The following is a 24194-nucleotide window of genomic DNA, read 5'->3' as shown; positions in this document are numbered from 1 at the left end:
GAAAGAACGAGGGGAAGTCTAGAGTGTTTCCCCTAAATCAATACGATAGCCCAGGTCGATAACCGATTCTGCTATCTCTTTGCCATTTAACCTGTCTAATAGCTCAGTAGCAGCAATTCGACCTATCTCCTTTCTCGGCGTAAAAATGCTCGCCAATTTTGGCGTCATAGATTGGCCAATATCATGGCCATGAAACCCTGCAACACCAATTTGTTCAGGGATCTTGATGCCTTGTCTTTGACACTCAAATATCACTCCCGCCGCTAAGTCATCGTTGGTGCAAAAAAAGCTATCCACATAGGGATATTTCGCTAATGTTTGTTGCAATAACGACGCCCCCAAGGAAAACGACGATGCCTCATTTGTGGTCATCGCCAAAGGTGTAAGCTGAGCTTGCTGCATCGCTAACTCGTAGCCTCGCATCTTAAGCTGAGTACGAATATCCATGCGCGCGCCTAGGTAGGCAATGTGGCGATAGCCTTGTGCAATCATGGCCTTAACCATTTCGCATGCGGCCGCTGTATTATCGAAACCCACACACTGTTGAATCGAAGGCGACACGCTATCCATCATTTCGATGACCGGAATGCCCGCCGTTTCAATCATTCGCACAGTACGCGGCGTGTGGTAACTTTCGGACAAGAGTAAGCCATCGATATTGTAAGAGAGCAGTGATGCCACCCGCTCTTCTTCTAATTCGGCCTGATACCCGTAGTGAGCAAGCATAGTTTGATAACCGCGTTTGCCGGTCACATTCTCGATACCGCGCAGCACTTCAGCAAATACTTGGTTAGTTAACGAGGGCACTAACACGCCAATGGCGCGACTGGTTGCTTGCGCTAAAATTTCCGGCGCGCGATTAGGAATATAACCTAAGGTTTCTAGTGCGACAGCAATCTTCTCTTGAGTGCTTTGCGCCACCCTTGTTGGATTTTTTAAATAGCGACTCACCGTCATTTTGGTGACCCCAACTTGATCGGCAACGTCTTGAAGACTGGGTCTACGCTTTTTATTCATAATATCTAATGTTAGTTAACGAACCGCGGATATGGGTGAGATGTATAGCTAAAATATCGAATATAAACAAATAGTAGACATAAACATCAGACAGGGATCTTATAATAGTTCGCCCAGCGATACCAGTTGAGGACTATTTTAGCAGAATGACCATGCTAGCTAGGCCACTCCAAACTCATATCTGGAGCGGCCTTTGAACATTATTTGTGATGGCGAAAAGTGTTACTTAGCCTGTTGGCGCCCCTGAGAGGGCTTTCCTGCAGGTTTACCACCCGTTTTTGATGGGCTTCCGCCTTTAGCACTGCTGTTCGCTTGAGCGCCGCCGGCCTTAAAACCAGACTGGCCGAAGGGCGCTTTCGCTCCCGGACGGCTCGAATGGGCTCCGCTGGGTTTAGAGCCAGTTGGTTTAGATCCCGTTGGCTTAGCGCCATTCGCTGCGGGTTTTCCGCCTTTAGCGGCTGGTTTTGACTCAGCACCAGCCTGAGCTTGCGCACCGCCTTTAGCCGGACTTTTAGATTTGCCATCGCCCTTGCGGTCATCAAATTGATTACCCGAGAAGCGCGTAAAGGCTTTTTGGCCTTGGTTAGCATCTTTCATCCACTTAGGTCCGCGCTCATTTCGACCTTCTGGCGGAACTAACTGATGCGGACTATTACCGATCAAGTCTTCACGCCCCATAGCGGTTAACCCTTCACGGATTAATGGCCAACCCGCAGGATCGTGATAACGCAGCAATGCCTTGTGCAAGCGACGTTGGCGCCCTTTCTTCGGCACAGATACCACTTCACTGGTGTGCTTGACGTTTTTCAGCGAGTTTAACTCGGTATGATAAATCGTGGTCGCATTCGCCATCGGTGACGGATAAAAATTCTGTACTTGGTCGAGCTTGAACTTACGCTCCTTCAACCACAACGCTAAGTTCACCATGTCTTCGTCGGTCGTGCCTGGATGCGCCGAAATAAAGTAAGGGATCAGGAACTGCTCTTTACCCGCTTCCTTAGAAAACTTGTCGAACAATTCTTTAAACTTATCGTAGGCGCCCATGCCGGGCTTCATCATCTTGCTGAGCGGACCTTCTTCGGTATGCTCAGGGGCGATTTTTAAGTAGCCGCCCACATGGTGCTGCACTAACTCTTTAACGTAAGCAGGATCTTCGATTGCCAAGTCGTAACGCACGCCAGAGGCGATCAATACTTTCTTGATACCAGGTACAGCACGCGCCGCGCGGTACAAGTCGATTGTATGTTTATGATCTGTGCCTAAGTGGCCGCAAATCGATGGAAACACACAAGAAAGACGACGACAGGTTTTTTCGGCCTTTTCGCTAGTACAACCTAAACGATACATGTTGGCGGTTGGGCCGCCTAAATCGGAAATCACTCCAGTAAAGCCAGGCACTTTTTCCTGAATATCTTTGATTTCTTTAACAATCGACTCTTGTGAGCGACTCTGAATGATTCGACCTTCATGCTCGGTAATCGAGCAGAAAGAACAGCCACCAAAGCAACCACGCATGATGTTGATAGACGTCTTGATCATGTCGTAGGCAGGGATTTTTTCCTTGCCATAGATAGGATGAGGAATGCGCTGATAGGGTAAATCGAATACGGCATCCATCTCATCGGTATTGAGCGGCCATGCGGGCGGATTCACCCAAACTGCGCGGTCGCCATGGGGTTGAAATAACGCACGGGCACAACCTGGGTTTTGCTCTTGGTGCAAAATCCGTGAAGCATGGGCATATAAATATTTGTCTTCGGACACTTTTTCAAACGCTGGCAGCAGCACATAGGTTTTATCCCATGGCTTAGGTTTAGGCGGTTGAACGCTAATAGGCTTAGGGGCTTCGTTATCGAATATCTTCACATCCGACGGGCCGGACAAGTTAGCACAACCCACATCATCGGCGCCGTAAGGATTCGGCAGCGGCTCTATCTTGTGCAGTTGGTCAATCTTGCGCGAGTCCATACCGCGCCATTCGGGCAGCGGCTCTTTACGGATAACCGCAGTGCCGCGCACATCGTGCAGCGAGCTAATAGGTTCACCCGCAGCTAAGCGGCGTGCCACTTCAACTAAAGGACGCTCGGCGTTGCCATACATAAGAATGTCGGCCTTGGCATCGAAAATCACACTGCGGCGCACTTTGTCCGACCAATAATCGTAATGGGCGATGCGGCGCAAACTGGCTTCAATACCGCCAATGATCACCGGCACATCTTTAAAAGCTTCTTTACAACGCTGGGTGTACACAGTCACAGCGCGATCTGGGCGCTTTCCGCCAATATCACCCGCGGTATAAGCATCGTCAGAACGTAAACGGCGGTCAGCGGTGTAACGGTTGATCATCGAATCCATGTTGCCGGCGGTGACGCCAAAAAACAGGTTCGGGCGGCCCAATTGCATAAAGGCGTCTTTGCTCGACCAATCTGGCTGGGAAATAATCCCAACTCGGTAACCCTGAGCCTCTAACATACGGCCGATCACCGCCATGCCAAAGCTTGGGTGATCCACATAAGCGTCGCCTGTGACTATGATGATGTCACAGCTATCCCAACCAAGCTTATCCATCTCCTTGCGAGACATAGGTAAGAAAGGCGCAGTGCTGTCGCCCGTGGCCCAATACTTGGGATGACTAAAGAGTGTGGATTCAACTTGCATGGATTGTGACCCGAAAACGTAATGTCAAATAAAGGCGCCACGAAAATAAGTTACGCCAATTTAGGGACGCGGAGTATAGCAGGGAATGGAGGATATATGCGATTAAAAAAACACCAATCGAGGCATTTTCAGGGGTATTTGAGCCAGAAGCGTAATACCCCTAAATCCGCTATGGATATGGCTTAGGGCGGAATTGACCGCCCAAACCTGCGAGCCTAGAGACCCTTTCCTAAACCTTGAGCAAAATGCAGCAAATTCACCAGCGCCAAACTGATAATCACTATCCAAGTGAGCAATACGCCCCAAAAACGACCAAAATGGTAACCACCTTGGCCTTGAGTTAAGCCAATAGCATGGAGTAAGCGCGCCACTATCCACACAGTCCCAAAACAGTGTAAATAAAATGCAGGCAAGCCACCCGCTTCGGCCACCAGCATTAAAATCAATACGATAGGCGCATTTTCGATCAGGTTAACATGTACTCGATTAGCCAAAGCTAAGGTGCTGTTACCACCATCGCCTAGGCCGATTTTCTGACCTCGCCTTAATTTCACTACTCGATAAGCCAAAGCGACAATTAATAGCCCTGTGAGGCTAGCGTAAAGACCCGTTACCATCAAAGACATGCATATTTCCCCTTATCAAAAAGCTGACTATAGCCCGAGCTGCAAAAAATCAGCAATTTATTTGTATTAAGGTTAAAAGCCATTAACCTTTTATAGACAAGATAGGTTAAGATGCGCGCGTGATTCCCTACAACTTTTTATACAGTGAATACCCCGATTGGATAACGACGAGTTTATCGAAAAACGCAGATTTATCATAAAGCTAGGCAAAGCCTTGCATAAGTTTGGCACACCCGCTTATCGTCTAGAAACCCACTTACAAACCGTTGCTCGCACCTTAGGTATCGAAGGCTATTTCCTTATATCTCCAACGTCGATGACCTTCGTTTTGCAACATGATACCGATCAAGAATATAACCATGCCGCTCGCGTTAAGCCCGGTGAACTCGATTTAGGTTCACTCGCCCGCACCGATGAATTGGTCGATGAGTTAACCTCAGGTAAACGCACTTTGGCCGAGGCCTTAGATCGCTTAGAAGAAATCGCCAATAAACCCAACCCCTATGGCCCTGTATTAACTTGCTTTTCTTTTGGAACTTCTGCCGCCGCTTTCGCTATGCTGATGGGCACGGGTTGGAACGATGTATTTTGGTCAGGATTATTAGGCTTATTCGTCTATGGCTTGGTATATCGTGCCGAACGCTCTGCCCGCATGGCAGAAGTGCTCGAACCCTTCGCCACTATCCTTTGCGCTATCGCAGCCTGTGGCATAGCGCGTATCGATCCAAATATTAATATCCCAGTAGTGATCCTCTCCTCCATTATTATTTTTATTCCCGGCTTAGCCTTAACCTTAGGTTTAGCCGAACTCGCCGCACGGGATTTAATTTCTGGCACGGCGCGCATCATGGATGCGAGCATGCAATTATTTAAGCTGTACTTTGGTGCAGTGCTCGGCATGGCAATCGGTAAGGCTATGTTCGGCGAAGCGATTCACATAGAACCTGAGGGTTTACCTCGCTGGGCAATTTGGTCGGCGGTTCCGATTCTATCTATGGCGCTGGTTTTTATCTTCAAAGCAAGGATGCAAGATTCGCCTTGGGGCGTATTGGCTGGGATAGTGGCGTTTTTCTCAGCCATGCTCGGCGGACATTATTTTGGTGATTCGGTGGGGATCTTCTTTGGTGCCTTGGCAGTAGGAATTTATTCTAACCTCTTCGCCCGCTGGATGAAGGCGCCAGCCTCCATCGCCCTGTTGCAGGGAATAGTGATCTTAGTCCCCGGCAGTAAAACCTATATCGGACTCAATGCACTGATCTCAGGTGAGACCATGCTCAATCAGTCGCACATAGGCTCGCAAATCTTTTTGATTTTTATGTCGCTGATTGCGGGGCTCATCTTTGCTAACGTCGCTGTCCCACCTAGGCGTACACTGTAACAATCGCTAATTCGGCTGGAGCCCGCGCCCAGCCGCTACCTCAAGATAATCTTAAGCTAACCTTAAGTAAAATAAGAAACTTATTAAAATGTTTCCTTGACTAACACTCGCTTTCCATGTGTTATTAAATTGTGAATTGCAACGTGAAATTGTTTTCGCTGCAGTCGTCGATTTCATGGGAGTGGCCTTTTATGCAGAAATTTTTTCAGTATGCATGCATCCTATCTTGTTGTGTTGGCAACCTAACCAGGGTTGCCCAAGCAGAAGAGGCTAAGCTCGCCGATCCCGCAAACCAAGGTCAAACCAAACAAAAAGTCAGCAAGATTGTGGTGGTCAACAACCCCATTTTCGATGAATCCGATCCCGACGCATTTTTTATCCATCGCTGGGCTAACGCCCTGCATATCAATACCAAAGAATATGTGGTTCTCGATAATCTAACCTTCAGCGAAAATGATACTGTTACACAAAAAGATCTCGACGAATCCCAACGACTTTTACGGGCAATGCCTTATATTCGCGACGCGAAAATTTATATCGCAGAAAAAGATCCCCAAGCCGATGTCGATCCATCCGTTGAGTCCGTGGTGGTGGAGACCTGGGATAATTGGTCATTATTACCGACAGCGAGTTTGAGTAGTTCAGGTGGCGACACCCGTTACTCCTTCGGGCTCAAAGAAGACAACTTGCTTGGAACGGGGATCCGCACTCGACTTAAATATCAATCCAATGAATCCCGGAATGGCTATAAATTTGCTTTTGAAGCGCCGCTCAGCATTATTGAGCACGGCACAGTTGCCGCTGAGTTCTACGACAATAGCGACGGCCAAGCTAAACACGTTTATGTAAGTAAGCCCTTCTATTCCCTCAATACGAGTACCATGTATTCGGCGGAGTTTTTAGACGATAACCGTACAGATACCCTCAGACAAAATGGGCAAGAGGTGAATGAGTTCACACACACAGTCGACTATCTCAATCTGCAATATGGCTGGTTAATTAATAAAAACAGTCGGCACCTTTCTCGCTTTATTACTGGTGTCACCCAAGACAAGCACGAGTTTGCCCATTCTGAGCGCTATCCTACTTCCATACTCCCTCAAGACAGGGACTTTATGTACCCTTGGGTCGCCTACGAGTTTATCGAAGATGATTTCCACGTACTGAATAATGTTCACCTGATCACCAACAATGAAGACTTTAACTTAGGTTGGCATCACTATGTACAATTCGGCATAGAAACCAATGACATAGGTGATAACAATCCCTTAGGCTACCACGTTAACTGGCAAAGCACTGGCGGGTATAAGTTTAACGATCAACTGTGGCTGTTAGAAATGGGGGGGACAAGCACTATCGGTACCACTCAAAAAGATACTTATAAGGTTGATGTTCAAGCCGAATACTTCTATCAAATCCATCCTAAGTGGACGGCTTATGGCAAAGCTTGGGCTAGCCTTTCACAGAACACTTATCTGGATCTAACAAAAGGATTAGGGGATGAAACTGGAGTGCGCGGTTATCCAAACGAATACCAACAAGGGGATAATCAGTGGTTACTGACCGCCGAGATACGCAACTACCCCAATATCAACTTATACCAACTGGCTGAATTAGGCTGGGCAGTCTTTGCCGATCTGGGTCAAGCCTCCGGCGGCCAACTCGCCGAGAATAACGAAGTCAGCGGTCCACTGGGTAGCATAGGTATAGGCGCACGGATTTATTCCTCTCGATCCAGCTATGGCAACGTAGCCCATATTGATTTTTCACTCCCTTATACGGGCGGCGAGTCAGTAAACAGCTGGGAATGGCGATTCCTAGTGAAAAGCAGTTTTTAAACCTAAGGTACATAACAATCGTATCAACTATGTACTTTTTAAGACAATCCTTGACGCCTTGTGGCCTAAAATAATCCTGGTGCTATCAGCCTAACCTCCTGCTCAATCCTCTGTACCAAAAGAGCATCAGCCAATATAGGTGAGCCACAATTAAAGGGAGGTTTAGGATCATATTCAAACAATAACTGCAGTGTTTTAGCCTGTTGTTCACCCTCTATATGGGCAATGAGTGCCAAAGCAAAATCGAGCCCTGCAGTAATACCCCCGCCACTGATCCGATTACGGTCAATCACAATACGTTTATTTTCAAAGGTAATTTGAGGATATTGTGCCAACACTGAAGCATAAGCCCAGTGAGTAGTCGTGCGATAACCATTAAGTAAACCTGTTGCCGCAAGAATCAAGGCTCCAGTGCATACAGATGTAATGTATTGCGCTTGCTCCCCCTTGCGTTTTAAGAAAGAAATGACTTTCTCATCCTGTATTTGCGCCAAAGGATTTGCGCTCCCAGGCACTAAAAGGATATCTATCGGCGGACAATTATCGAAATCGTAATTAGGCTGTAAGTTAACGCCCGCATCACAGGGTAATAGCGTGCTGGTTTTCGCAAAAGTGAAGGTTTCAAATGATGGCACAAAGGCTAAAAACTGTAGTGGCCCATAGGCATCGAGCATCGTCATGCCGGGATAAAGAAAAATACCTACTCTTAATTTGTGTTTGATTGGATGATTTGTTTTATCACTTTGGGCCGTTTCAATATTTTCACTCATCACAGATTCTCCATCGGTAGTGACAATTTCATATTTCAGGTAACACTGTCATTGCAGTTAACCCTATGACCATCACTATAAAGCCCATTATTCCTAACCATCAGGCACAAACTCGCCCGAATGTTTCAAATGGTACACCTGAGCCTATCTGTTCCACTTAAGCAAAAATCACAACACAAGAGCCATTGAGGCTAAGGTATAATCAAACGCCTGAATTGAATTTGGAGCAAAATCCAGTATGCACACCAAGCCCCACATGCGCATAGAACAAAGCCCGCGAGCGATGCTCAAGGTTCTCCACGTTTTCAAGGAAATGCTTAAACAGCAAGATTATCGTGATATTGCAGTGGCAGATATTGCGCACAAAGCCGATGTCGGGCGCACGACGTTTTATCGCTACTTCAAACGTAAGCTGGATATTCTTATTGCACTACATCAAAATATTTTTGAAAATATCTTTGAAGATCTACGGTCAACCGAAGACTGGCTTTCAACCAACACACCACCCTCATTGGAAAAACTGCTTATTACTTTTAGCCGAAACAGCATGTTTCGCCGTTCCATGTCATTTAGACTAGGTAGCGACCTCGATGCTGCAACTAAACAATTACAAACTAAACTTGTGCAACATATCGAAAATAAATTGATCAACACCTTCAACACTGACGAATTTATTATTCCAAGCTACACATTAGCTCATAGCATAACAGCTCTTTATTTCAGCCAAATTCAACAACTTATCGCCAGTCCCACACCTTGTCCTATACAACAAGCAAAATACTTACACTTACTGACTCGAGGCATGATTGTAGCGGCATTGACGACAACTAATAGCAGCGAACCCCATACCCGCACCAATGGAAATCATTAAGGTAAAAATCACGGCATTTACATCATTCTCAAGCGATGAGTTTGGTAATCCAACGCAAGCCAAAAGTGCTACGCAGTAGTTTTACAGTGCTGTTGTGGCGCATTTGAAACAGGCAGCCAAGGCTAAAACTGACGATTAAACCTGGCGTCGATCCTATAAAATCACGACTGCTTTGCGCTAATTGTCGTTTCCTCATCAGTAACAAATCATGCTGCAACTGGCCTTGTTCCGTCAGCACAGTCAGCTTCAACTGCTGTTTTTTAAGTAACTGTTGAATTAGCATACTCGCACCTCCTATTTTTGATGTTCCGACTCTCGAGTCGAGAGCAAAAGCTGTAATTGCTGCCAAGTCTTCGAAAAGCCAGTTTGTGACAGCACATAGCCAAGACTTCGCCAACACCAAAGCAATAAAACAAACTGTAGCACCACCAAAGCGCTCACTGTGGCCAATAACGAACCGCTCAATTGAAACAGCATATAGCCCAGCAGCAATAAAATACTGCCCCAGAATAACGTAATGCCAGTACCAAAACAGACGACTAAAGCCGCAGCAATAATGAGGCTACGCCCTGTTAACCGCCATTCTGCCGTTGCTATTTCCCCAGCCAACTTCAACTGCTCGAGATAAGCTTGCTTCACTGAACTGCTAAGAACAGCTATTTCAGCAAGTTGCTCCATTGCCTGATCAATAACTTTATGCTGGGCAGCAGCTGATGCTGTCTGCCCAGTTTTGGCGGTTTGCGCACTATGCTGGACGGGCCTTTGTTCTGGCGCCTCTGACCTTGCACGGTTTTGCATAAATCCACCTTAGCGACGGCGCAATAAAGCCGTTAATACCACGCCAGCGGCAAAGGCAATCCCAGCTGTGGCCAATGGATTTTGCGCTGCCAACTCACGGGTTTTGCTATAAGAACTTTGCAGTTGTAATTTGATTTCCTCCTGCTTGAGCGCCAGAGTTTCCTGTGAGCTAGCCGCCGTTTTACGCAAAGTGTCTTCTGCAACTGCGGCTTTCTCTGCTACAGCATCAACAGCATGGTGCGTCACTTCAGTTGCTTTCGCTGTTGTGGGTGAATTTAAAGCACCACTATCTTTACTGTTAGTTTGTTCTGCTACGCTTTTTGAACTGGCCATAGAAAGCCTCCTTGGTGAACACTGTGCAATGCAACAAGATGCTGCACTTTGCGTACAAACCAATGCAATGGCTATACCAAACAATATAAACACATAAAAACAATAAGTTATAACTAATTTATTTCTATTAACTCTCTCAGTTAACGGTAGATGTTACCTGCATTGAGTAATTTTTACCTGCGACGAAGAAAGGCGAGAAATGGCTGTAATGGCGGCTAAACTGAAAGCTAAATAAGCGATAGACTGAAGGGACGGGAGAACAAGATAACTCTTATTTTTTAATGAGTTAATCAAATAAAATTTATCATTACCGTATAAATTAAAAAACAAAAAGCCCGTTTGTCATTACGACAAACGGGCTTTTTGTTGAATGAGGTGAGTTGGCCGATAAGCCGGGTCCTGTCTTGGACAGTCATTCATCTAGGCCTGCAATCGCTCACAGGCTCAAGCGACCTACCCGGTTCCAACGCGAGCCACGCCATACGGAACCCTATTTGGTCTTGCTCCGGGTGGAGTTTACCTTGCTACGAACTATTGCTAGCCGCACGGTGCGCTCTTACCGCACCCTTTCACCCTTACCGACCTGATAAATCAGGCAGGCGGTCTACTCTCTGTTGCACTTGTCGTCGGTTCGCACCGCCCAGGCGTTACCTGGCACCCCGCTCTTTGGAGCCCGGACTTTCCTCCCCGTTCTTACGAACGCGGCGACTGTCTGGCCAACTCGGCGCGGATTATAGCCTAAGCCACCCTGATGCACCACAGATAATCCGCTCGTAACCGTTTTAGCGCTTATAAATCAGACTCTAGGCCGTATTTATACAGAGCATTCTTTTTAAGCCCATGAATTTGCGCGGCAATTGCTGCGGCTTTCTTCAATGGCAATTCCTCACATAAGAGTTTTAGCGTATTAATGGCGACGGTGGGAATTGCTTCGTCATCACTCAAATGGTAGCCATGCACCATAAGCACGATTTCACCCTTCTGCTGATTCGGGTCAGTACTAACAGTGGCAAGCACCTCTGAGACAGGGCCAGATAAAAAAGTTTCGAAGGTTTTGGTCACTTCACGCGCCATGACGACATGGCGTTCGCCACCAAGCACTTCGACCATAGTCGTTAGGCTGTGCTCGATGCGGTGGGGTGATTCATAAAATATCAGCGTGCGCGGATCTTCTTTCAGTGCCAATAACTTATCAGCGCGAGCTTTTTCTTTAGACGGCAGAAAACCTTCGAAAGAAAAACGGTCCGATGGCAAACCCGAGGCGCTCAGGGCGGTAATTGCCGCGCAAGGGCCGGGTAAGGGGATCACATTAAACCCAGATTGGCGCACATGGGAAACCAAGTGATAACCCGGATCGGAAATCAACGGGGTACCCGCATCTGAAATTAATGCAATCGACAGCCCAGCTGCAAGCTGATCGACAATCCACTGGGCACGAGCACGCTCGTTATGATCATGCAGCGCCGTAGTTTTTGTGGTAATACCAAAGTGGCTCAATAACTTACCGCTGTGGCGAGTATCTTCACAGGCGATCAATGAAACCTGATTCAGCACCTCTATTGCCCGTGAGCTCATATCGCCCAAATTACCTATGGGAGTAGGAACTATGTAGAGTGCGACGCTTTGGTCCATATATACCTCTGTAATGACAGTGCCAAGACTTTCGTCAAGCGCGAGAGAAGGTTAAACTAGAGGCTGCATCTTACCAGAGTGAAGCCCAGTGTTAAAAAGCCTGAATACAACTAAGTTCGTTTCCGTGGCCATTTTATCGGTAATCTTGGCGGGTTGTGGCACTTCAACGCCCACCTCGACCGGAACTGCACCCACAGTGGCCACCTCTTTAGCATCCGCACCTTTGTCGGCCAATGTGTATTTGGCACAAGCCGCCAATAGCAAAGATCCGCAGCAGCGCGATACTAATCTGCTGCTCGCAGCCCATGCCTACATCAATGCCAACGACTACGCAGCGGCGCAGAAGCTACTAAAATCGATACAGCCAAGCTTGAATCAGAGCCCAACATTTCTGGCCGAACATAAATACTTGACCGCACGCGTGCTTGAACACACGTCCACCTATAGTGATGCACTTAAAGTTCTGAATTATCCAAGCAATTGGAGTTTGCCAAGCTGGCAGATGACGGCTTATCACCAATTCAAGGCGCATTTATATCAATTGAATAAACAGCCTATTGAGCAAGTGCGTGAACTGAGTTTACTGACGACTTACTTGCCCCCCGCCCAAGCCAACGAGGTGAATAACGCGATTTGGCAAGTTCTGCAGCCAATGCACGAACAAACCTTAAAAGCCTTTACCCAAGATGCTAAGACTCCTGTGTTTACGGGTTGGTTGCAATTGGCTTATATTGCGAAACATTATGCTGTCGATCCGACACAGTTGGTACGCTACTTAGGAGAATGGCAGAAACAAAATCCTTATCATCCTGCAGCGGCTAAGCTACCCGCCGATCTTGACAGAGCCTTAAATGCTAAGCCATTTACGCCAAAAAACATTGCTGTGCTGTTGCCGCTGACGGGCCCAAGAGCTAACGCTGCCAATGCAATTCGCCAAGGCATATTAGCCAGTTACATGGCCAAGCAAAATGACCAAGTCGCAGTCAACTTTTATGACACGGCAAACGATGCTGCCAGCGCTTACCAACAGGCACTAACTGCGGGAGCCGAATTTATTATTGGCCCATTATTGCCTACTGAAATTGAACAACTGCAAGTGATCAATGCGGCAAACGCAGCCACCACTAATGCGGTGACTAATACTGCTAACCCAGACAAAACAGCCAATACAGCACCTGCTACGCCTGTGCCGCAACTATTTTTAAATCAAGTTGATAAGTTCACCCCCGATCCGAATAAGTTCTACTTTGCATTATCTCCCGCACAAGAGGCGGCCGATGCGGCGGAGCATTTATATCAAGATGGCGTAACTATGCCGTTACTGCTCGCCAGTAACGATGCCCTTGGTAAACGCATGGCCGAAAGCTTTATTCAAGCATGGAAAAAGAAGAGCGATAATCCTGTCGAAGTTCACTACTTCGATGGCGGTGATAAAATGCGCACCACAGTACAAGATGCCCTTGGCGTGCGCGATAGCCAAGAGCGGATCGCCCGTATTAAAGAGCTGTTAGGCAATTCAGTACAAGCCGACTTCCGCTCGCGCCAAGATATTGATGCCATTTATATGATTTCAACCCCACAGGATCTAACCCTGCTCAAGGCCTTTATCGACGTCAACTTTAGCGTTTTCACACAACCTGTGCCTTTATATACCTCAAGCCGCAGCCGAGTTGAAAATGAAAGCACACAAACGGCGCAGGATTTAAATAACCTGACCCTAAGCGACGCACCTTGGCTAATGCAAAACGGCGAAGAAAATCTGATGGTCAACACACTATTTTCGGGCTGGAATAACAGTCAGAAACGTTTGTTTGTTATGGGTTATGATGCAATGGATTTGATCGGCCGTTTAGCGCAAATGCGCTCATTCACGGGTTATCAATTCAATGGTCGCAGTGGTGCTTTATCTGTCAGTCCAGATGGCATAGTCAACCGCCAATTAAGCTGGGGACGTTATGAAAGAGGTAGCTTCCGCCAGCTATGACACTCGGACAGCAGGCAGAATCGCACGCCCAACGTTACCTTGAACAACAAGGCTTAACTTTTGTCGAACGTAATGTCCGCTATCCGTTTGGAGAAATTGATTTAATCATGCGCCATAAAAACCATTGGGTATTTGTCGAAGTGAAGTATCGTTCGGCAAATCAATATGGCGGCGCATTACAGGCCCTAAGCAGCGCGCAGATTTCGCGAATTCGCAAAGCGGCTAGCCACTATTTACAACTCAATAGACTCGATGTTCCCTGTCGTTTCGATGTCATCGCCATGGAAGCCGATCAAATTCATTGGCTGGTCGATGCCTTTTAAGCACCAATAGTGAAAGAGTGACTACACAAATTATTTTAACGTCTGTGCCTCAACACGCTTGTGGAAATATGGCATGATAGCAACACTTTATCCTGAAAGGATTTATCCATGTTAGAACGCATTAAAGACAGCTTTACTGAATCTATCCAGACAAAAATCGATGCAGCCGAAGCACTGCCAGAATCCATCGCCAAAGCGGCCGAGATGATGGTGCACTGTCTTTTGGGTGGCAATAAAATCCTTGCTTGCGGTAACGGCGGCAGTGCTGGTGATGCGCAACATTTCTCAGCAGAACTGCTAAACCGCTACGAGATTGAGCGTCCACCCTTACCAGCCATCGCTCTGTCTACCGATACTTCAACCATCACAGCTATCGCCAACGACTATAGCTATGATGAGATTTTCTCAAAACAGATTTTTGCCTTAGGTCAACCGGGCGACATTCTGCTAGCAATCTCGACCAGTGGTAACTCAGGTAACGTGATTAAAGCCATTGAAGCCGCATTAAGCCGCGACATGACTATCGTAGCGCTAACAGGTAAAGATGGCGGCGCTATGGCTGGCCTACTGAGCGTGAACGATGTGGAAATCCGCGTACCTTCAAATGTCACTGCACGTATCCAAGAAGTGCACTTACTGGTGATCCATTGCCTGTGTGACAATATTGACCGCACCCTCTTCCCACAGGACGAGCAGCAATGAGACACGCTGCCCCGCTGTTAATGGTTTGCTTGCTGCTTCAAGGCTGCGCCGGTGCCGTTATGGTGGGCGCAGTCAGTGGCGCTATGATGGCCAACGACGAACGTACTGTTAAGACTCAGCTTGATGATACCAATACTGATTTTAAGATCACCAGCGCACTGCTAGAGCAAGAAGATCTTAAAAAACAAACGAATATCACAGGTGTATCCGTCAATGGCAATGTACTTATGATAGGCCAAGCCCCTAACTCTACGTTAAGGGATAAAGCCATCAAGGTCGTACAAGATCTTAAGCTCGGCGGCAAAATACATAATCAAATCCGCATTGGCAATCCAACCTCTTTCACCACCCGCAGCAATGACACTTGGGTTACGACCAAAGTGAAGGGCCGCATGCTGAACGAAAAAGATTTGGATGTGACTCGCATTAAAGTCATCACTGAAAATGGTGAAGTCTTCCTGCTGGGGGTTATTCATCGCTCACAAGCAGACTTAGCTGTTGATATCGCCCGTAATACTGCTGGCGTGCGTAAAGTGGTGAAAGTATTTGAGTATGCTAAGTAATTTTGCAGTTTACCTATTTAAAACTTGAGCCTAAGTGAGCCAACTCGCCCACTTAGGCTTAAACCCTCGCTGTTATTTTCCCGTGAGTGTATCTGCTATCTTAGGTGCCGATTTTGATAGGAGCGATCCTAGCCAAGGTAAAAACAACGAAGGCAATACGATTAAGGCGGCACCGAGCCAACTTAAGTTATCCAACCATTCATCGAACAACAACCAGCCTAAAAAGACAATAAACAACAAGCCTGTGTATTCCGCAATCGCGATATCACTCGCCTGGGCCTTGCGGTAAGCCAGCACACAAAACCAGTGATAAACCAATAAAAATGCGTTGCTCAGCAAGGCCACGCCCACCAGCTCCCAACTCAAACCCTCAATCCCCTGAAACGCTGCAATCACTAACGTTGCCGGAATACCCAGCAAGTTATATAGCATTAGCGTTAGCACGGGATGCTCAGCATGGGGCACTTTTTTAAGTGCTAACTGATTCACTGCAAAGGTAAAAGCAGAAAACAGTACAGCAATGCCGTACCAGTTCATTTCACTCGGTCGCAGGATAATCAAGATGCCGACAAAACCTAAGCCAGTACAGATTGTCTGAGCAGCGGTGATCCTCTCGCTCAGGAAGAAATACCCCATCAAAATAATCATTAGCGGTGCGGAATAAAACAATGAGCTAACTGTCGCGAGCGGCAATGCCATTAAGCCAATAATTAAAAAAAGCGCGCCAACTGAGCCTATGTTGGCACGCCAAAGGTGAACTGAGATATGTGTCGTCATCGGACGCTGCGAATACAACCACACTGGCAACAACATAAATACTGAAGAGATTTGCCTGACAAGGAGGAAAGTCGAGGCACTCGCATCGTCCGGTAACCACTTGATCGACACATCATAGAAGGCACTGAATAGGTTACCTACTATCAATAAAATCAAACCAATAACTACTGGGCGTTGCATTTTTTAACATCCATAAATCTCAATGGCGGCATGATAATCCTCGCAAAACTTAAGCTGAAATGATGCTTTCTCATGCTAGATGAATTAAATTCATACTAAAGCCTTTAGATATTGAAAATCATGAGAAAGCTCCCGCCATTACGCGCTCTACAAGTGTTTGAGGCTGCCGCCAGACAGCAGCATTTTTCTAAGGCCGCCGATGAACTGTGCATCACCCAAAGTGCAGTGTCGCACCAAGTGCGAGTATTAGAAGAGTATTTTGGCGAGCAACTGTTCGACCGTCAGGGGCGTAAACTGCAGTTAACGCCTAAGGGGCACGGACTATTTTTAGAGTTAGAGCGGATATTCAACGAGTTAAGCGACCTCAACTTGAAAGTACGCGATACGCCAAATCAACAGCTCTGCCTAGCCGTTTACAGCTCATTTTCAGTAAAATGGTTAATCCCAAGACTCGCCGATTTTCGCCGCCAATATCCGAGCGTGAAAATCCGCCTCGAGATGATCACCCAAGATCCTGATCTAAGCACCAGCACTGCGGATATCTTCATCGCCGGTAAGCTAAATCAACGTGGCTATTGGCAACAGTTACTGCACAAAGAGCGTTTAATTCCTGTATGCAGTCCCAGTTTTTACCTTAAATGGCGCGACATAAGCCTGAGTAATTTCCAGCAACAAGCTCTGCTGGTGGTTGATGAAGGACCATTAGGGCTTGACTGGCACAAGTGGTCATCGGCGCACCAAATACCACTCGATAACGAACAACAGCATGTGTTTAGTCATATTGTGATGGCAATTGAAGCGGCGATTGCTGGCCAAGGCTTAGCCCTAGCGCCGGACTTTATGGTGGCAGGCGATATCACCACGGGGCGTTTAGTCGCCTTGAATCTTCCCGATGTGCATACCGGATTTGAATTTACCTTCTTTTGTAAGCAGCGCCGTTTATCAGAACCTGCGATTGCCGCTTTCTCATCTTGGCTAAAATCACAGGCTTAGGATGAATTACAGGCACAAAAAAGCCGACGCGAACGTCGGCTTAATTTATCGATCGATTGATTACACTAACAAACCAATCTTCTCATACACTTTCTTCAGGGTCACTTCGGCACGCGCCTGCGCACTCTGTGCACCAGCTTTCATCACTTGGTCTAAGTAAGCACGGTCGGCACGAATCGCGCGGTAACGCTCTTGCAGTGGCTCTAACATGCTCACAACCGCTTCACCTGCTGCACCTTTCAAATGGCCATACATCTTGCCTTCAAACTCGGCTTCTAGGCTCGCAATGCTTTGCCCTGTCACACCCGACATGAGACTCAGCAGGTTAGAAACACCCGGTTTATTATCTACATCAAAACGCACGACTGGCGGCTCATCACTGTCTGTCATGGCTTTTTTCAGCTTCTTCAGCACTGATTTCGGATCTTCTAGCAGGCCGATAACGTTATTACGGTTGTCGTCTGACTTAGACATCTTCTTTAGCGGCTCCTGCAGCGACATGACTTTAGCGCCAAGCTCAGGAATAAAAGGCTCAGGAATGGTGAAAGTATCACCATAGGCATTGTTAAAACGAGTAGCGATATCACGTGTTAACTCAAGGTGTTGTTTCTGATCTTGGCCAACAGGGATTTCGTTCGCTTGATAAATCAGAATATCCGCCGCCATCAACACTGGGTAGCCAAATAAACCCACGTTGATGTTGTTAGCGTGCTTTTGTGATTTATCTTTAAACTGAGTCATGCGGCTCAACTCGCCCATTTGGGTATAGCAGTTTAATGCCCAACCCAATTGCGTATGTTGTGGCACCTGTGACTGGATAAACACTGTACTCTTTTTAGGATCTACGCCACAGGCCAAATACAGGGCTAAGGTATCTAAACACGCTTCACGCAATGCTTTAGGATCTTGGCGCACGGTAATGGCATGCAAATCAACTACACAATACAGGCAGTCGTGGCTATCTTGCATCGCAACCCATTGACGCAATGCACCCATGTAGTTACCTATGGTTAATTCGCCGGACGGCTGTGCACCGCTGAGTACTATGGGTTTGGTCATTACGTCATTGCTCCACTATCTATATATAAAAAGACTAAAAAATCGACTAAAGAACAGGTAACCCCCCATTACTTGGTAGGTTTTACCCAGTTCAGAATCTCACTAAATTGCTCACATACGGCATCTGGGCCACTGAGCCCAATATCTTCACCGTAGTTGTAGCCGTAGGTCAAGCCGATTGACGCTATCCCAGCCGCTTTCGCCGCTAAAATGTCGTTTTTAGAATCGCCGACCATCAATAACTCAGTTTTCTCCAATTGCCACTCATGCAATAAATGCTGCAGCGGCAAAGGGTCAGGCTTCATCTTAGCTAAGGTATCGCCACCTAACACTAAGCTGAAAAAGTCGTTAATCCCAAAAGCATTGAGTAATGGCATGGTAAAACGATAGGGTTTATTGGTGACAACCGCTAACTTAAAGCCTGCATCAAACAAAGTTTGCAGCACTTGATGCACGTCGCTATACAGCGCACTGTGCTTTTCAAGATTTTCTTGATAATGATGCATAAAAATCGGCATAGCCGCATCAAGGGTTGTTTGCTCAACATCCGTACCCAAAGCATGACTCATAGCACGGCGCATCAACATCTCTGCACCGTTACCGACCCAAGTACGAACTTGCGCCTCAGAGCAGCTCTTCAAACCTAACTCAGTCAAGGCTTCCTGCGTAGCAACGGTTAGGTCCGGCACACTGTCAATCAGCGTGCCATCTAGATCAAACGCAATCGCTTTAATCTTATCCCACATGGCTATGCCCCAACTTTAGCCAGTTCGGCACGCATCTCATCAACAACGGCCTTATAATCGGGCTTGCCGAAAATAGCCGAGCCCGCAACAAACATGTCCGCACCCGCCGCAGCGATTTCGGCGATATTGTCGACCTTAACGCCGCCATCGACTTCTAAACGAATATCAAAACCACTGGCATCAATACGCGCACGCACTTGGCGCAGCTTATCTAAGGTTGATGGAATAAAGGATTGACCACCAAAACCAGGGTTCACTGACATCAATAGGATCACGTCGAGTTTATCCATCACATGGTCAAGATAATGCAGTGGTGTCGCAGGATTAAACACGAGACCCGCCTTGCAACCGCACTCTTTGATGAGCTGAAGTGTGCGATCGACGTGCTCAGAGGCTTCTGGGTGGAAAGTAATAATAGACGCGCCCGCTTTAGCAAAATCAGGCACGATACGGTCAACCGGCTTGACCATCAAATGCACATCAATATCAGCGGTAATCCCATAGTTACGCAGTGCCTGGCACACCATAGGGCCAATCGTTAAGTTAGGAACATAGTGATTATCCATCACATCAAAATGTACTACGTCGGTTCCCGCATCTAACACAGCTTTTACATCGTCACCCAAACGGGCAAAATCGGCAGATAAAATTGATGGAGCAATCAAGAATGGACGCATAAAACACTCGCTGCTATTTGGATAAAAAGTGCCATATTTTACCCTGAGCCAAGCTAAGCCTCTATAGCTAAAGCCACATTTCTGGCAATTGATCCGCTATGCCTATGTCAGCAAAGCAGCACACTCTGCAGCTATCGCAGTAAATTGGGGCTTAGATTCGGAAAATAAGCTAATATTTCCGAGCATTTTGGCTGGAATTGATAATTTTTTGTTCATAAACTAAGCGAGTTTGTTATACTCGAGGCGCAGTGCTGGTTCATTCCAAAGGAAGCGTTATGATGGAGCGGTTTAGTCAGTTTTCACACTATGTTAGGTCGGTGACATTTAAGTCATCTATGATGTTGGCATTTACTGCAGTTGTAGTGGCCACGCTAGCTTTTGGCGTTGAAAAACTTACGGAAAATACCGAAACTGCATCTTGCGCTTGTAGCAATGACACTCGTTACAACAATGCACTGCCCAGTAGCCACCCTAATAATCGCTGCGCCGATCAAGCACAAACCTTAAGCTGGAAAACGTGGCTTACAGGTAAAAACCGTTCGAGTCAGTTCCACTTTGTCGATCTACTTGAACTATTACATGGTCATCAAGATAAACCTATGGATGATCTCAAGCCCACTACGTCGCATCTCGCCTATTAATGCTTAGCCGCATTTGGCAAGTATTCCACAGTACCATTGCCGCCTTTTTCGGGGTACAAACTAGCGAAAATCGTAAAAAAGATTTTCAAACCAGTTCCCCATTGCCCTACATAGTGATGGGCATAGTGTTAGCTGTCATCCTAGTGGCAAGTCTGATGTTTCTCGTAGGACAAGTGCTTAGCTAAACGTTATTTATGTTGAAACTAGTCGTCTTTTGGATCGTAGTTTTCATCATATAGCGCCATCAACTCATCCACTTTGTTACGACCACTGCCATTTTGGCTAATGTTGCGTTGCACTTGAATTTTCGCTAAATGCGCGCCGCGATATAACTCGCGAGTTAATGGAATATCGTGATTACTAATCAATACCGGAATACCACGCTCTAACGCGGTATGGCGTGAATGACGAGCCAGCAGTGCTTGATCGTCTAAACTAAAACCTGCACCAACATATGTCGTGAAACTGGATGTAGTAGATAACGGGGCGTAAGGTGGATCGCAATAGATAACATCGCCACTGCGTGTCTGCTCAAAGGCTTTTTCGTAACCAATGCATTTAAACTCAGCACGTTGCGCTTTTTCAGAAAAGGCCCAGATTTCCTTTTCGGGGAAATAAGGTTTTTTATAGGAGCCAAAGGGCACATTGAAGCCACCCTTACGGTTATAACGGCATAAGCCATTAAAACCATGGCGATTTAAATAAAGAAAATACACAGAACGCTGGAAAGGGTCGCGACATTTATTAAAGTCGGTACGCACCTGATAGTAAGCTTCCTTTTGATTCATCTCGTCGACAAACAATGCTTTAGCTGCGGCAATGTATGCTTCCGGTTGATGCTTCACTATCTGATATAACTCGATCAAGTCCTGATTAATGTCACAGAGCAGGTAGCTAGGATAATCCGTATTCAAGAAAACGGATCCTGCACCCACAAACGGCTCGACCAAACGGTCTCCTGCGGGTAAATAACTGGCTAAATCATCCACCAATTTAAATTTACCGCCAGCCCACTTAAGGAAGGCTCTGTGTTTTTTTATCATTTAACTTGATGAATGCCGACAAAAATAAAGGCCATGATTGTACTCTGTTTATTCTGAAATTTCACGATTTGAGAGACTTTCTTCTACTTGATAATCTTTCAAATCGGCCCATTTTCTAACCCAAGGTTGCTCAAAACGATACTCCTTAACCAATTGCGCCGCCGCATTCGAAGCCAATTTGCTACTGCTATAGTGACCAACGAGAACAACCCACCGCTGTTTATACTTTGCGACTCGAACGCCCTCGACATTCTCAAGACTCTTTAATGTCGAACGCAGGGTATCTAACTGAGCAACACTCGCTATTTGTACGGTATAACCTTTGAGTGGCTTTTGCGGTTCCAAAACTGTTTTATCAACCTTTGCTGCCTCTGGCGCTGGGGACTGAACATCTACCATTTTAGCTTGAGGCTCTGCATCCACAGTTGGCTCATCATCACCAAAAGACTTGCTACTCACTTCACCAACACTCACTAAGACTGCATCATCAGGCTCTGGATGTGGTGCCTCACCATGGAATTCACTTAATGGCTCGACAGCCTGTTCTGTTTTGGCTTTGGATGTATCTAGTTCGTTAACTTTCACGGTTACGGCGGCAAACTTTAATTGATCAGCGCGCAGAGCAAAATAGGGGGCTAAGATTTTTTGCCCATAGGACAAAAAAGCGGGGGAATCTATCGCAGGAAAAGTCGCAGCCTCTAGGGCTTGCTCTTCAGAAAATGGTTGAGTAACACTAAGCCAAATACCTAGCGCTAACAACATGCTCACAGCTGTCACCATCACAGCTTTATATTTCACCCAAGAAGATATTTTCTCTTGCGGGCTATGCAAGGCTTTATCTAACAGATTGACCACTTCTTGCGGCGTACCCGTTTGCTTTTCAAGCTGACTGCGTACGATTTCCCTTGGCGTAAAAGGGTTTTGATCGCTGTATCTCAGTAATGTTTGATACAAAGCTTCACGCTCTGGCATGGTTAACGGCTCAATACTGATAGGTAATATTTGCCGCCGCAATTGCTCGGGTAATTGTGGCAATAGGTCCGCTAAGAATGCCGGTGGAACCGTGAGCGTGACGGCAATATTCTTACCCGCACACTGAATTTGATTGAGAATAATACACTCAGCCCATAGCGCCTTAGGCAATAAATGCGCATCATCGATAATGATATGTAGGGGTTTAGTTTGCGTGCTCGCAAGCCGCAACAGAGTATCGGCGAGGGGAATGTCGTCGTCAAAAATAGGGGATGAAATTAGCTGGACTAGAATTTTGCGGCGTATCTCAGCGTTATCGGCATGCATAGGACAAATCACAAATGCCGCATTTGACTCGTCAAAATCGGTCGCTAATCCGGTAACTAAGGTCGTTTTTCCTGAACCGCTGACACCAGAAAGCACCAGCAGCTGATCGCTATAACTGGCAACATGATGCATTCTTTGTATGAGGGCTTCCTGAGAAGGAAGCAAGACAGAACCCTGAAACGTCACTCGCCCACCACACAGTTTTTATGCGCAGCGAATAACCTGTTCAAGGGTAGATTCTGTGACTTGACTAAACACATCCGCGCGGCCTATTGCCGTTGGGAGCACCAGTCGAATCTGACCGCCTAAAACTTTTTTATCGCGTCGCATATGTTGAATGAAACTGTCGAAATCCATAGATTCCGGCGCACTCACTGGAAGATCAAAAGCTTGTAGTAACTGTATGATACGACAAACTATTGACTCATCGATAAGCCCCAGTGCCTTAGCTGTTTTAGCAGCAAGGACTGTGCCAGCTGACACGGCTTCACCATGCAGCCAATTACCGTAGCCCATTTCGGCTTCAATCGCGTGACCAAAGGTATGACCCAGATTCAACAAAGCACGCACGCCCTGCTCAGTTTCATCTTGGCTAACCACATCGGCTTTAATCTCACAGCAACGAGAGATAGCATAAACTAATGCTTCGGCATCTAAGGTTTTTAGCGCCGTTACATTATCTTCAAGCCATTGAAAAAAATCAGCATCCCACATGATGCCATACTTGATGACTTCCGCCATTCCCGCCGCAAACTCGCGCGCTGGAAGCGTATGTAAACATAAAGTATCGATAAGCACGATTTGTGGCTGATAAAAGGCCCCAATCATGTTTTTACCAAGAGGATGGTTAACAGCCGTTTTACCGCCGACGGAAGAATCCACCTGCGACAATAAAGTTGTCGGAATTTGAATAAAATCGATCCCACGTTGATAACATGCCGCGGCAAAGCCCGTCATATCACCAATCACGCCACCACCCAAAGCCACCAGCACAGAATCTCGACCATAGTTTTGCTGCAGCAATGCAGTAAAAATAGTATCTAGATGTGCTAAGTCTTTGAATTGTTCGCCATCAGGAAGGATAACACTCTCTACCTCACCAAACGAAGCCATCGTCTCTTGTATCTGTTTAAGATACAAAGGCGCGACAGTTTCATTGGTGACGATAAGAATACGTTTTTTAAGCAGGTAGCGAGACAAAGTCTCGCCATCACTCATCAAATTCTGGCCAATGTAAATGGGATAACTACGTACACCTAAATCAACCTGAATTTGCTTCATAAATT

At 46.6% G+C, this 24194-nt stretch carries 25 protein-coding genes and 1 other RNA gene; 10 read left to right on the top strand and 16 right to left on the bottom strand.

What is annotated here, in order from left to right; translation table 11 throughout:
- Positions 1-18: 18 nt before the first annotated feature.
- From gntR to AAA952_RS16370, 3 genes are all read right to left on the bottom strand, one after another.
- Positions 19-1017, bottom strand: coding sequence for a gluconate operon transcriptional repressor GntR (gene gntR, locus AAA952_RS16380; RefSeq protein ID WP_338258538.1), 999 nt, complete (start codon positions 1015-1017; stop codon positions 19-21).
- A gap of 222 nt (positions 1018-1239) precedes the next feature.
- Positions 1240-3675 carry a YgiQ family radical SAM protein gene (locus AAA952_RS16375; RefSeq protein ID WP_338258537.1) on the bottom strand — a complete coding sequence of 812 codons (2436 nt, stop codon included), beginning with the start codon at positions 3673-3675 and terminating at the stop codon, positions 1240-1242.
- A 215-nt stretch (positions 3676-3890) separates the two neighbouring features.
- On the bottom strand, positions 3891-4301 hold the full coding sequence (locus AAA952_RS16370; RefSeq protein WP_105250514.1) for an MAPEG family protein: 411 nt from the start codon (positions 4299-4301) through the stop codon (positions 3891-3893).
- Positions 4302-4458: 157 nt separating this feature from the next.
- On the opposite strand from AAA952_RS16370, the gene AAA952_RS16365 reads away from it, so the two are divergent.
- On the top strand, positions 4459-5679 hold the full coding sequence (locus AAA952_RS16365) for a threonine/serine exporter family protein (RefSeq protein ID WP_105250515.1): 1221 nt from the start codon (positions 4459-4461) through the stop codon (positions 5677-5679).
- A 191-nt stretch (positions 5680-5870) separates the two neighbouring features.
- A complete protein-coding gene (locus tag AAA952_RS16360) occupies positions 5871-7517 on the top strand; it encodes a hypothetical protein (protein ID WP_338258536.1) in 1647 nt (548 codons plus the stop codon).
- A 65-nt stretch (positions 7518-7582) separates the two neighbouring features.
- Here the strand turns inward: AAA952_RS16360 and AAA952_RS16355 are convergent, their stop codons facing one another.
- The gene (locus tag AAA952_RS16355) at positions 7583-8287 is read right to left on the bottom strand and encodes a DJ-1/PfpI family protein (protein ID WP_338258535.1); all 705 of its coding nucleotides are present in this window, start codon (positions 8285-8287) and stop codon (positions 7583-7585) included.
- Between the two features lie 238 nt (positions 8288-8525).
- On the opposite strand from AAA952_RS16355, the gene AAA952_RS16350 reads away from it, so the two are divergent.
- Complete coding sequence (locus tag AAA952_RS16350) at positions 8526-9158, top strand: TetR/AcrR family transcriptional regulator (protein ID WP_338258534.1); 633 nt, start codon at positions 8526-8528, stop codon at positions 9156-9158.
- A gap of 28 nt (positions 9159-9186) precedes the next feature.
- On the opposite strand, the gene AAA952_RS16345 is transcribed toward AAA952_RS16350, so the two are convergent.
- From AAA952_RS16345 to rsmI, 5 genes are all read right to left on the bottom strand, one after another.
- Complete coding sequence (locus AAA952_RS16345; RefSeq protein WP_113941445.1) at positions 9187-9441, bottom strand: hypothetical protein; 255 nt, start codon at positions 9439-9441, stop codon at positions 9187-9189.
- 11 nt (positions 9442-9452) lie between these two features.
- Complete coding sequence (locus AAA952_RS16340; protein WP_263178918.1) at positions 9453-9956, bottom strand: hypothetical protein; 504 nt, start codon at positions 9954-9956, stop codon at positions 9453-9455.
- Between the two features lie 9 nt (positions 9957-9965).
- Entirely contained in the window at positions 9966-10289 is a 324-nt protein-coding gene (locus AAA952_RS16335) for a DUF883 C-terminal domain-containing protein (protein WP_113941447.1), read from the bottom strand.
- A 372-nt stretch (positions 10290-10661) separates the two neighbouring features.
- Positions 10662-11013, bottom strand: an RNA gene (gene rnpB / locus AAA952_RS16330) — RNase P RNA component class A.
- A 65-nt stretch (positions 11014-11078) separates the two neighbouring features.
- The gene (gene rsmI / locus AAA952_RS16325; protein ID WP_105250522.1) at positions 11079-11921 is read right to left on the bottom strand and encodes a 16S rRNA (cytidine(1402)-2'-O)-methyltransferase; all 843 of its coding nucleotides are present in this window, start codon (positions 11919-11921) and stop codon (positions 11079-11081) included.
- Positions 11922-12009: 88 nt separating this feature from the next.
- Between rsmI and AAA952_RS16320 the strand changes: the two genes are divergently transcribed.
- The 4 genes from AAA952_RS16320 to dolP all read left to right on the top strand — a co-directional run bounded on the left by AAA952_RS16320 (position 12010) and on the right by dolP (position 15493).
- A complete protein-coding gene (locus AAA952_RS16320) occupies positions 12010-13905 on the top strand; it encodes a penicillin-binding protein activator (RefSeq protein ID WP_113941449.1) in 1896 nt (631 codons plus the stop codon).
- Entirely contained in the window at positions 13902-14228 is a 327-nt protein-coding gene (locus AAA952_RS16315) for a YraN family protein (protein ID WP_105250524.1), read from the top strand. Before AAA952_RS16320 ends, AAA952_RS16315 begins: the two co-directional genes overlap by 4 nt.
- Positions 14229-14336: 108 nt before the next feature.
- A complete protein-coding gene (locus tag AAA952_RS16310; protein ID WP_105250525.1) occupies positions 14337-14930 on the top strand; it encodes a phosphoheptose isomerase in 594 nt (197 codons plus the stop codon).
- Positions 14927-15493 (top strand): division/outer membrane stress-associated lipid-binding lipoprotein, encoded by a 567-nt coding sequence (dolP, locus tag AAA952_RS16305; RefSeq protein WP_105250526.1) that lies wholly within the window; start codon positions 14927-14929, stop codon positions 15491-15493. Before AAA952_RS16310 ends, dolP begins: the two co-directional genes overlap by 4 nt.
- A gap of 72 nt (positions 15494-15565) precedes the next feature.
- Here dolP and AAA952_RS16300 read toward each other — a convergent pair whose 3' ends face one another.
- Positions 15566-16450 (bottom strand): DMT family transporter, encoded by an 885-nt coding sequence (locus AAA952_RS16300; protein WP_131525400.1) that lies wholly within the window; start codon positions 16448-16450, stop codon positions 15566-15568.
- A 120-nt stretch (positions 16451-16570) separates the two neighbouring features.
- Here AAA952_RS16300 and AAA952_RS16295 point away from each other — a divergent pair, with 120 nt between their 5' ends.
- Positions 16571-17443: a LysR substrate-binding domain-containing protein gene (locus AAA952_RS16295; RefSeq protein ID WP_173913161.1), complete on the top strand. Its 873-nt coding sequence runs from the start codon at positions 16571-16573 to the stop codon at positions 17441-17443.
- Positions 17444-17503: 60 nt separating this feature from the next.
- Here the strand turns inward: AAA952_RS16295 and trpS are convergent, their stop codons facing one another.
- The 3 genes from trpS to rpe all read right to left on the bottom strand — a co-directional run bounded on the left by trpS (position 17504) and on the right by rpe (position 19925).
- Positions 17504-18502: a tryptophan--tRNA ligase gene (trpS, locus tag AAA952_RS16290; protein WP_131525401.1), complete on the bottom strand. Its 999-nt coding sequence runs from the start codon at positions 18500-18502 to the stop codon at positions 17504-17506.
- Positions 18503-18570: 68 nt separating this feature from the next.
- Positions 18571-19248: a phosphoglycolate phosphatase gene (locus tag AAA952_RS16285; RefSeq protein ID WP_131525402.1), complete on the bottom strand. Its 678-nt coding sequence runs from the start codon at positions 19246-19248 to the stop codon at positions 18571-18573.
- A gap of 2 nt (positions 19249-19250) precedes the next feature.
- Positions 19251-19925, bottom strand: a complete 675-nt coding sequence (rpe, locus tag AAA952_RS16280) for a ribulose-phosphate 3-epimerase (RefSeq protein WP_012090481.1) — start codon at positions 19923-19925, stop codon at positions 19251-19253.
- A 275-nt stretch (positions 19926-20200) separates the two neighbouring features.
- On the opposite strand from rpe, the gene AAA952_RS16275 reads away from it, so the two are divergent.
- Both AAA952_RS16275 and AAA952_RS16270 read left to right on the top strand, forming a co-directional pair.
- On the top strand, positions 20201-20566 hold the full coding sequence (locus AAA952_RS16275) for a hypothetical protein (RefSeq protein ID WP_105250531.1): 366 nt from the start codon (positions 20201-20203) through the stop codon (positions 20564-20566).
- On the top strand, positions 20566-20751 hold the full coding sequence (locus AAA952_RS16270; protein WP_131525403.1) for a DUF2970 domain-containing protein: 186 nt from the start codon (positions 20566-20568) through the stop codon (positions 20749-20751). Before AAA952_RS16275 ends, AAA952_RS16270 begins: the two co-directional genes overlap by 1 nt.
- Positions 20752-20769: 18 nt before the next feature.
- On the opposite strand, the gene AAA952_RS16265 is transcribed toward AAA952_RS16270, so the two are convergent.
- From AAA952_RS16265 to aroB, 3 genes are read right to left on the bottom strand one after another with little or no spacing between them, the layout of a single operon-like run.
- Entirely contained in the window at positions 20770-21609 is an 840-nt protein-coding gene (locus tag AAA952_RS16265; protein ID WP_131525404.1) for a Dam family site-specific DNA-(adenine-N6)-methyltransferase, read from the bottom strand.
- Between the two features lie 48 nt (positions 21610-21657).
- Positions 21658-23094, bottom strand: a complete 1437-nt coding sequence (locus AAA952_RS16260) for an AAA family ATPase (RefSeq protein ID WP_338258533.1) — start codon at positions 23092-23094, stop codon at positions 21658-21660.
- An 18-nt stretch (positions 23095-23112) separates the two neighbouring features.
- Positions 23113-24189, bottom strand: coding sequence for a 3-dehydroquinate synthase (aroB, locus tag AAA952_RS16255; protein WP_113941457.1), 1077 nt, complete (start codon positions 24187-24189; stop codon positions 23113-23115).
- Positions 24190-24194 lie beyond the last annotated feature (5 nt).

Source organism: Shewanella sp. M-Br (assembly GCF_036245925.1).
Classification (GTDB): Bacteria; Pseudomonadota; Gammaproteobacteria; order Enterobacterales; family Shewanellaceae; genus Shewanella; species Shewanella oncorhynchi.
Note: the sequence above shows the minus strand (reverse complement) of the source record. Positions and strands in the feature narration are given on the sequence as shown.

What these genes read in the sequence shown, in the direction of transcription:
- gntR (WP_338258538.1), bottom strand. Translation starts at nt 1,017, where the DNA reads ATGAATAAAAAGCGTAGACCCAGTCTTCAAGACGTTGCCGATCAAGTT.
- AAA952_RS16375 (WP_338258537.1), bottom strand. Translation starts at nt 3,675, where the DNA reads ATGCAAGTTGAATCCACACTCTTTAGTCATCCCAAGTATTGGGCCACG.
- AAA952_RS16370 (WP_105250514.1), bottom strand. Translation starts at nt 4,301, where the DNA reads ATGTCTTTGATGGTAACGGGTCTTTACGCTAGCCTCACAGGGCTATTA.
- AAA952_RS16360 (WP_338258536.1), top strand. Translation starts at nt 5,871, where the DNA reads ATGCAGAAATTTTTTCAGTATGCATGCATCCTATCTTGTTGTGTTGGC.
- AAA952_RS16355 (WP_338258535.1), bottom strand. Translation starts at nt 8,287, where the DNA reads ATGAGTGAAAATATTGAAACGGCCCAAAGTGATAAAACAAATCATCCA.
- AAA952_RS16350 (WP_338258534.1), top strand. Translation starts at nt 8,526, where the DNA reads ATGCACACCAAGCCCCACATGCGCATAGAACAAAGCCCGCGAGCGATG.
- AAA952_RS16345 (WP_113941445.1), bottom strand. Translation starts at nt 9,441, where the DNA reads ATGCTAATTCAACAGTTACTTAAAAAACAGCAGTTGAAGCTGACTGTG.
- AAA952_RS16340 (WP_263178918.1), bottom strand. Translation starts at nt 9,956, where the DNA reads ATGCAAAACCGTGCAAGGTCAGAGGCGCCAGAACAAAGGCCCGTCCAG.
- AAA952_RS16335 (WP_113941447.1), bottom strand. Translation starts at nt 10,289, where the DNA reads ATGGCCAGTTCAAAAAGCGTAGCAGAACAAACTAACAGTAAAGATAGT.
- rsmI (WP_105250522.1), bottom strand. Translation starts at nt 11,921, where the DNA reads ATGGACCAAAGCGTCGCACTCTACATAGTTCCTACTCCCATAGGTAAT.
- AAA952_RS16315 (WP_105250524.1), top strand. Translation starts at nt 13,902, where the DNA reads ATGACACTCGGACAGCAGGCAGAATCGCACGCCCAACGTTACCTTGAA.
- AAA952_RS16310 (WP_105250525.1), top strand. Translation starts at nt 14,337, where the DNA reads ATGTTAGAACGCATTAAAGACAGCTTTACTGAATCTATCCAGACAAAA.
- dolP (WP_105250526.1), top strand. Translation starts at nt 14,927, where the DNA reads ATGAGACACGCTGCCCCGCTGTTAATGGTTTGCTTGCTGCTTCAAGGC.
- AAA952_RS16300 (WP_131525400.1), bottom strand. Translation starts at nt 16,450, where the DNA reads ATGCAACGCCCAGTAGTTATTGGTTTGATTTTATTGATAGTAGGTAAC.
- AAA952_RS16295 (WP_173913161.1), top strand. Translation starts at nt 16,571, where the DNA reads ATGAGAAAGCTCCCGCCATTACGCGCTCTACAAGTGTTTGAGGCTGCC.
- trpS (WP_131525401.1), bottom strand. Translation starts at nt 18,502, where the DNA reads ATGACCAAACCCATAGTACTCAGCGGTGCACAGCCGTCCGGCGAATTA.
- AAA952_RS16285 (WP_131525402.1), bottom strand. Translation starts at nt 19,248, where the DNA reads ATGTGGGATAAGATTAAAGCGATTGCGTTTGATCTAGATGGCACGCTG.
- rpe (WP_012090481.1), bottom strand. Translation starts at nt 19,925, where the DNA reads ATGCGTCCATTCTTGATTGCTCCATCAATTTTATCTGCCGATTTTGCC.
- AAA952_RS16275 (WP_105250531.1), top strand. Translation starts at nt 20,201, where the DNA reads ATGATGGAGCGGTTTAGTCAGTTTTCACACTATGTTAGGTCGGTGACA.
- AAA952_RS16270 (WP_131525403.1), top strand. Translation starts at nt 20,566, where the DNA reads ATGCTTAGCCGCATTTGGCAAGTATTCCACAGTACCATTGCCGCCTTT.
- AAA952_RS16265 (WP_131525404.1), bottom strand. Translation starts at nt 21,609, where the DNA reads ATGATAAAAAAACACAGAGCCTTCCTTAAGTGGGCTGGCGGTAAATTT.
- aroB (WP_113941457.1), bottom strand. Translation starts at nt 24,189, where the DNA reads ATGAAGCAAATTCAGGTTGATTTAGGTGTACGTAGTTATCCCATTTAC.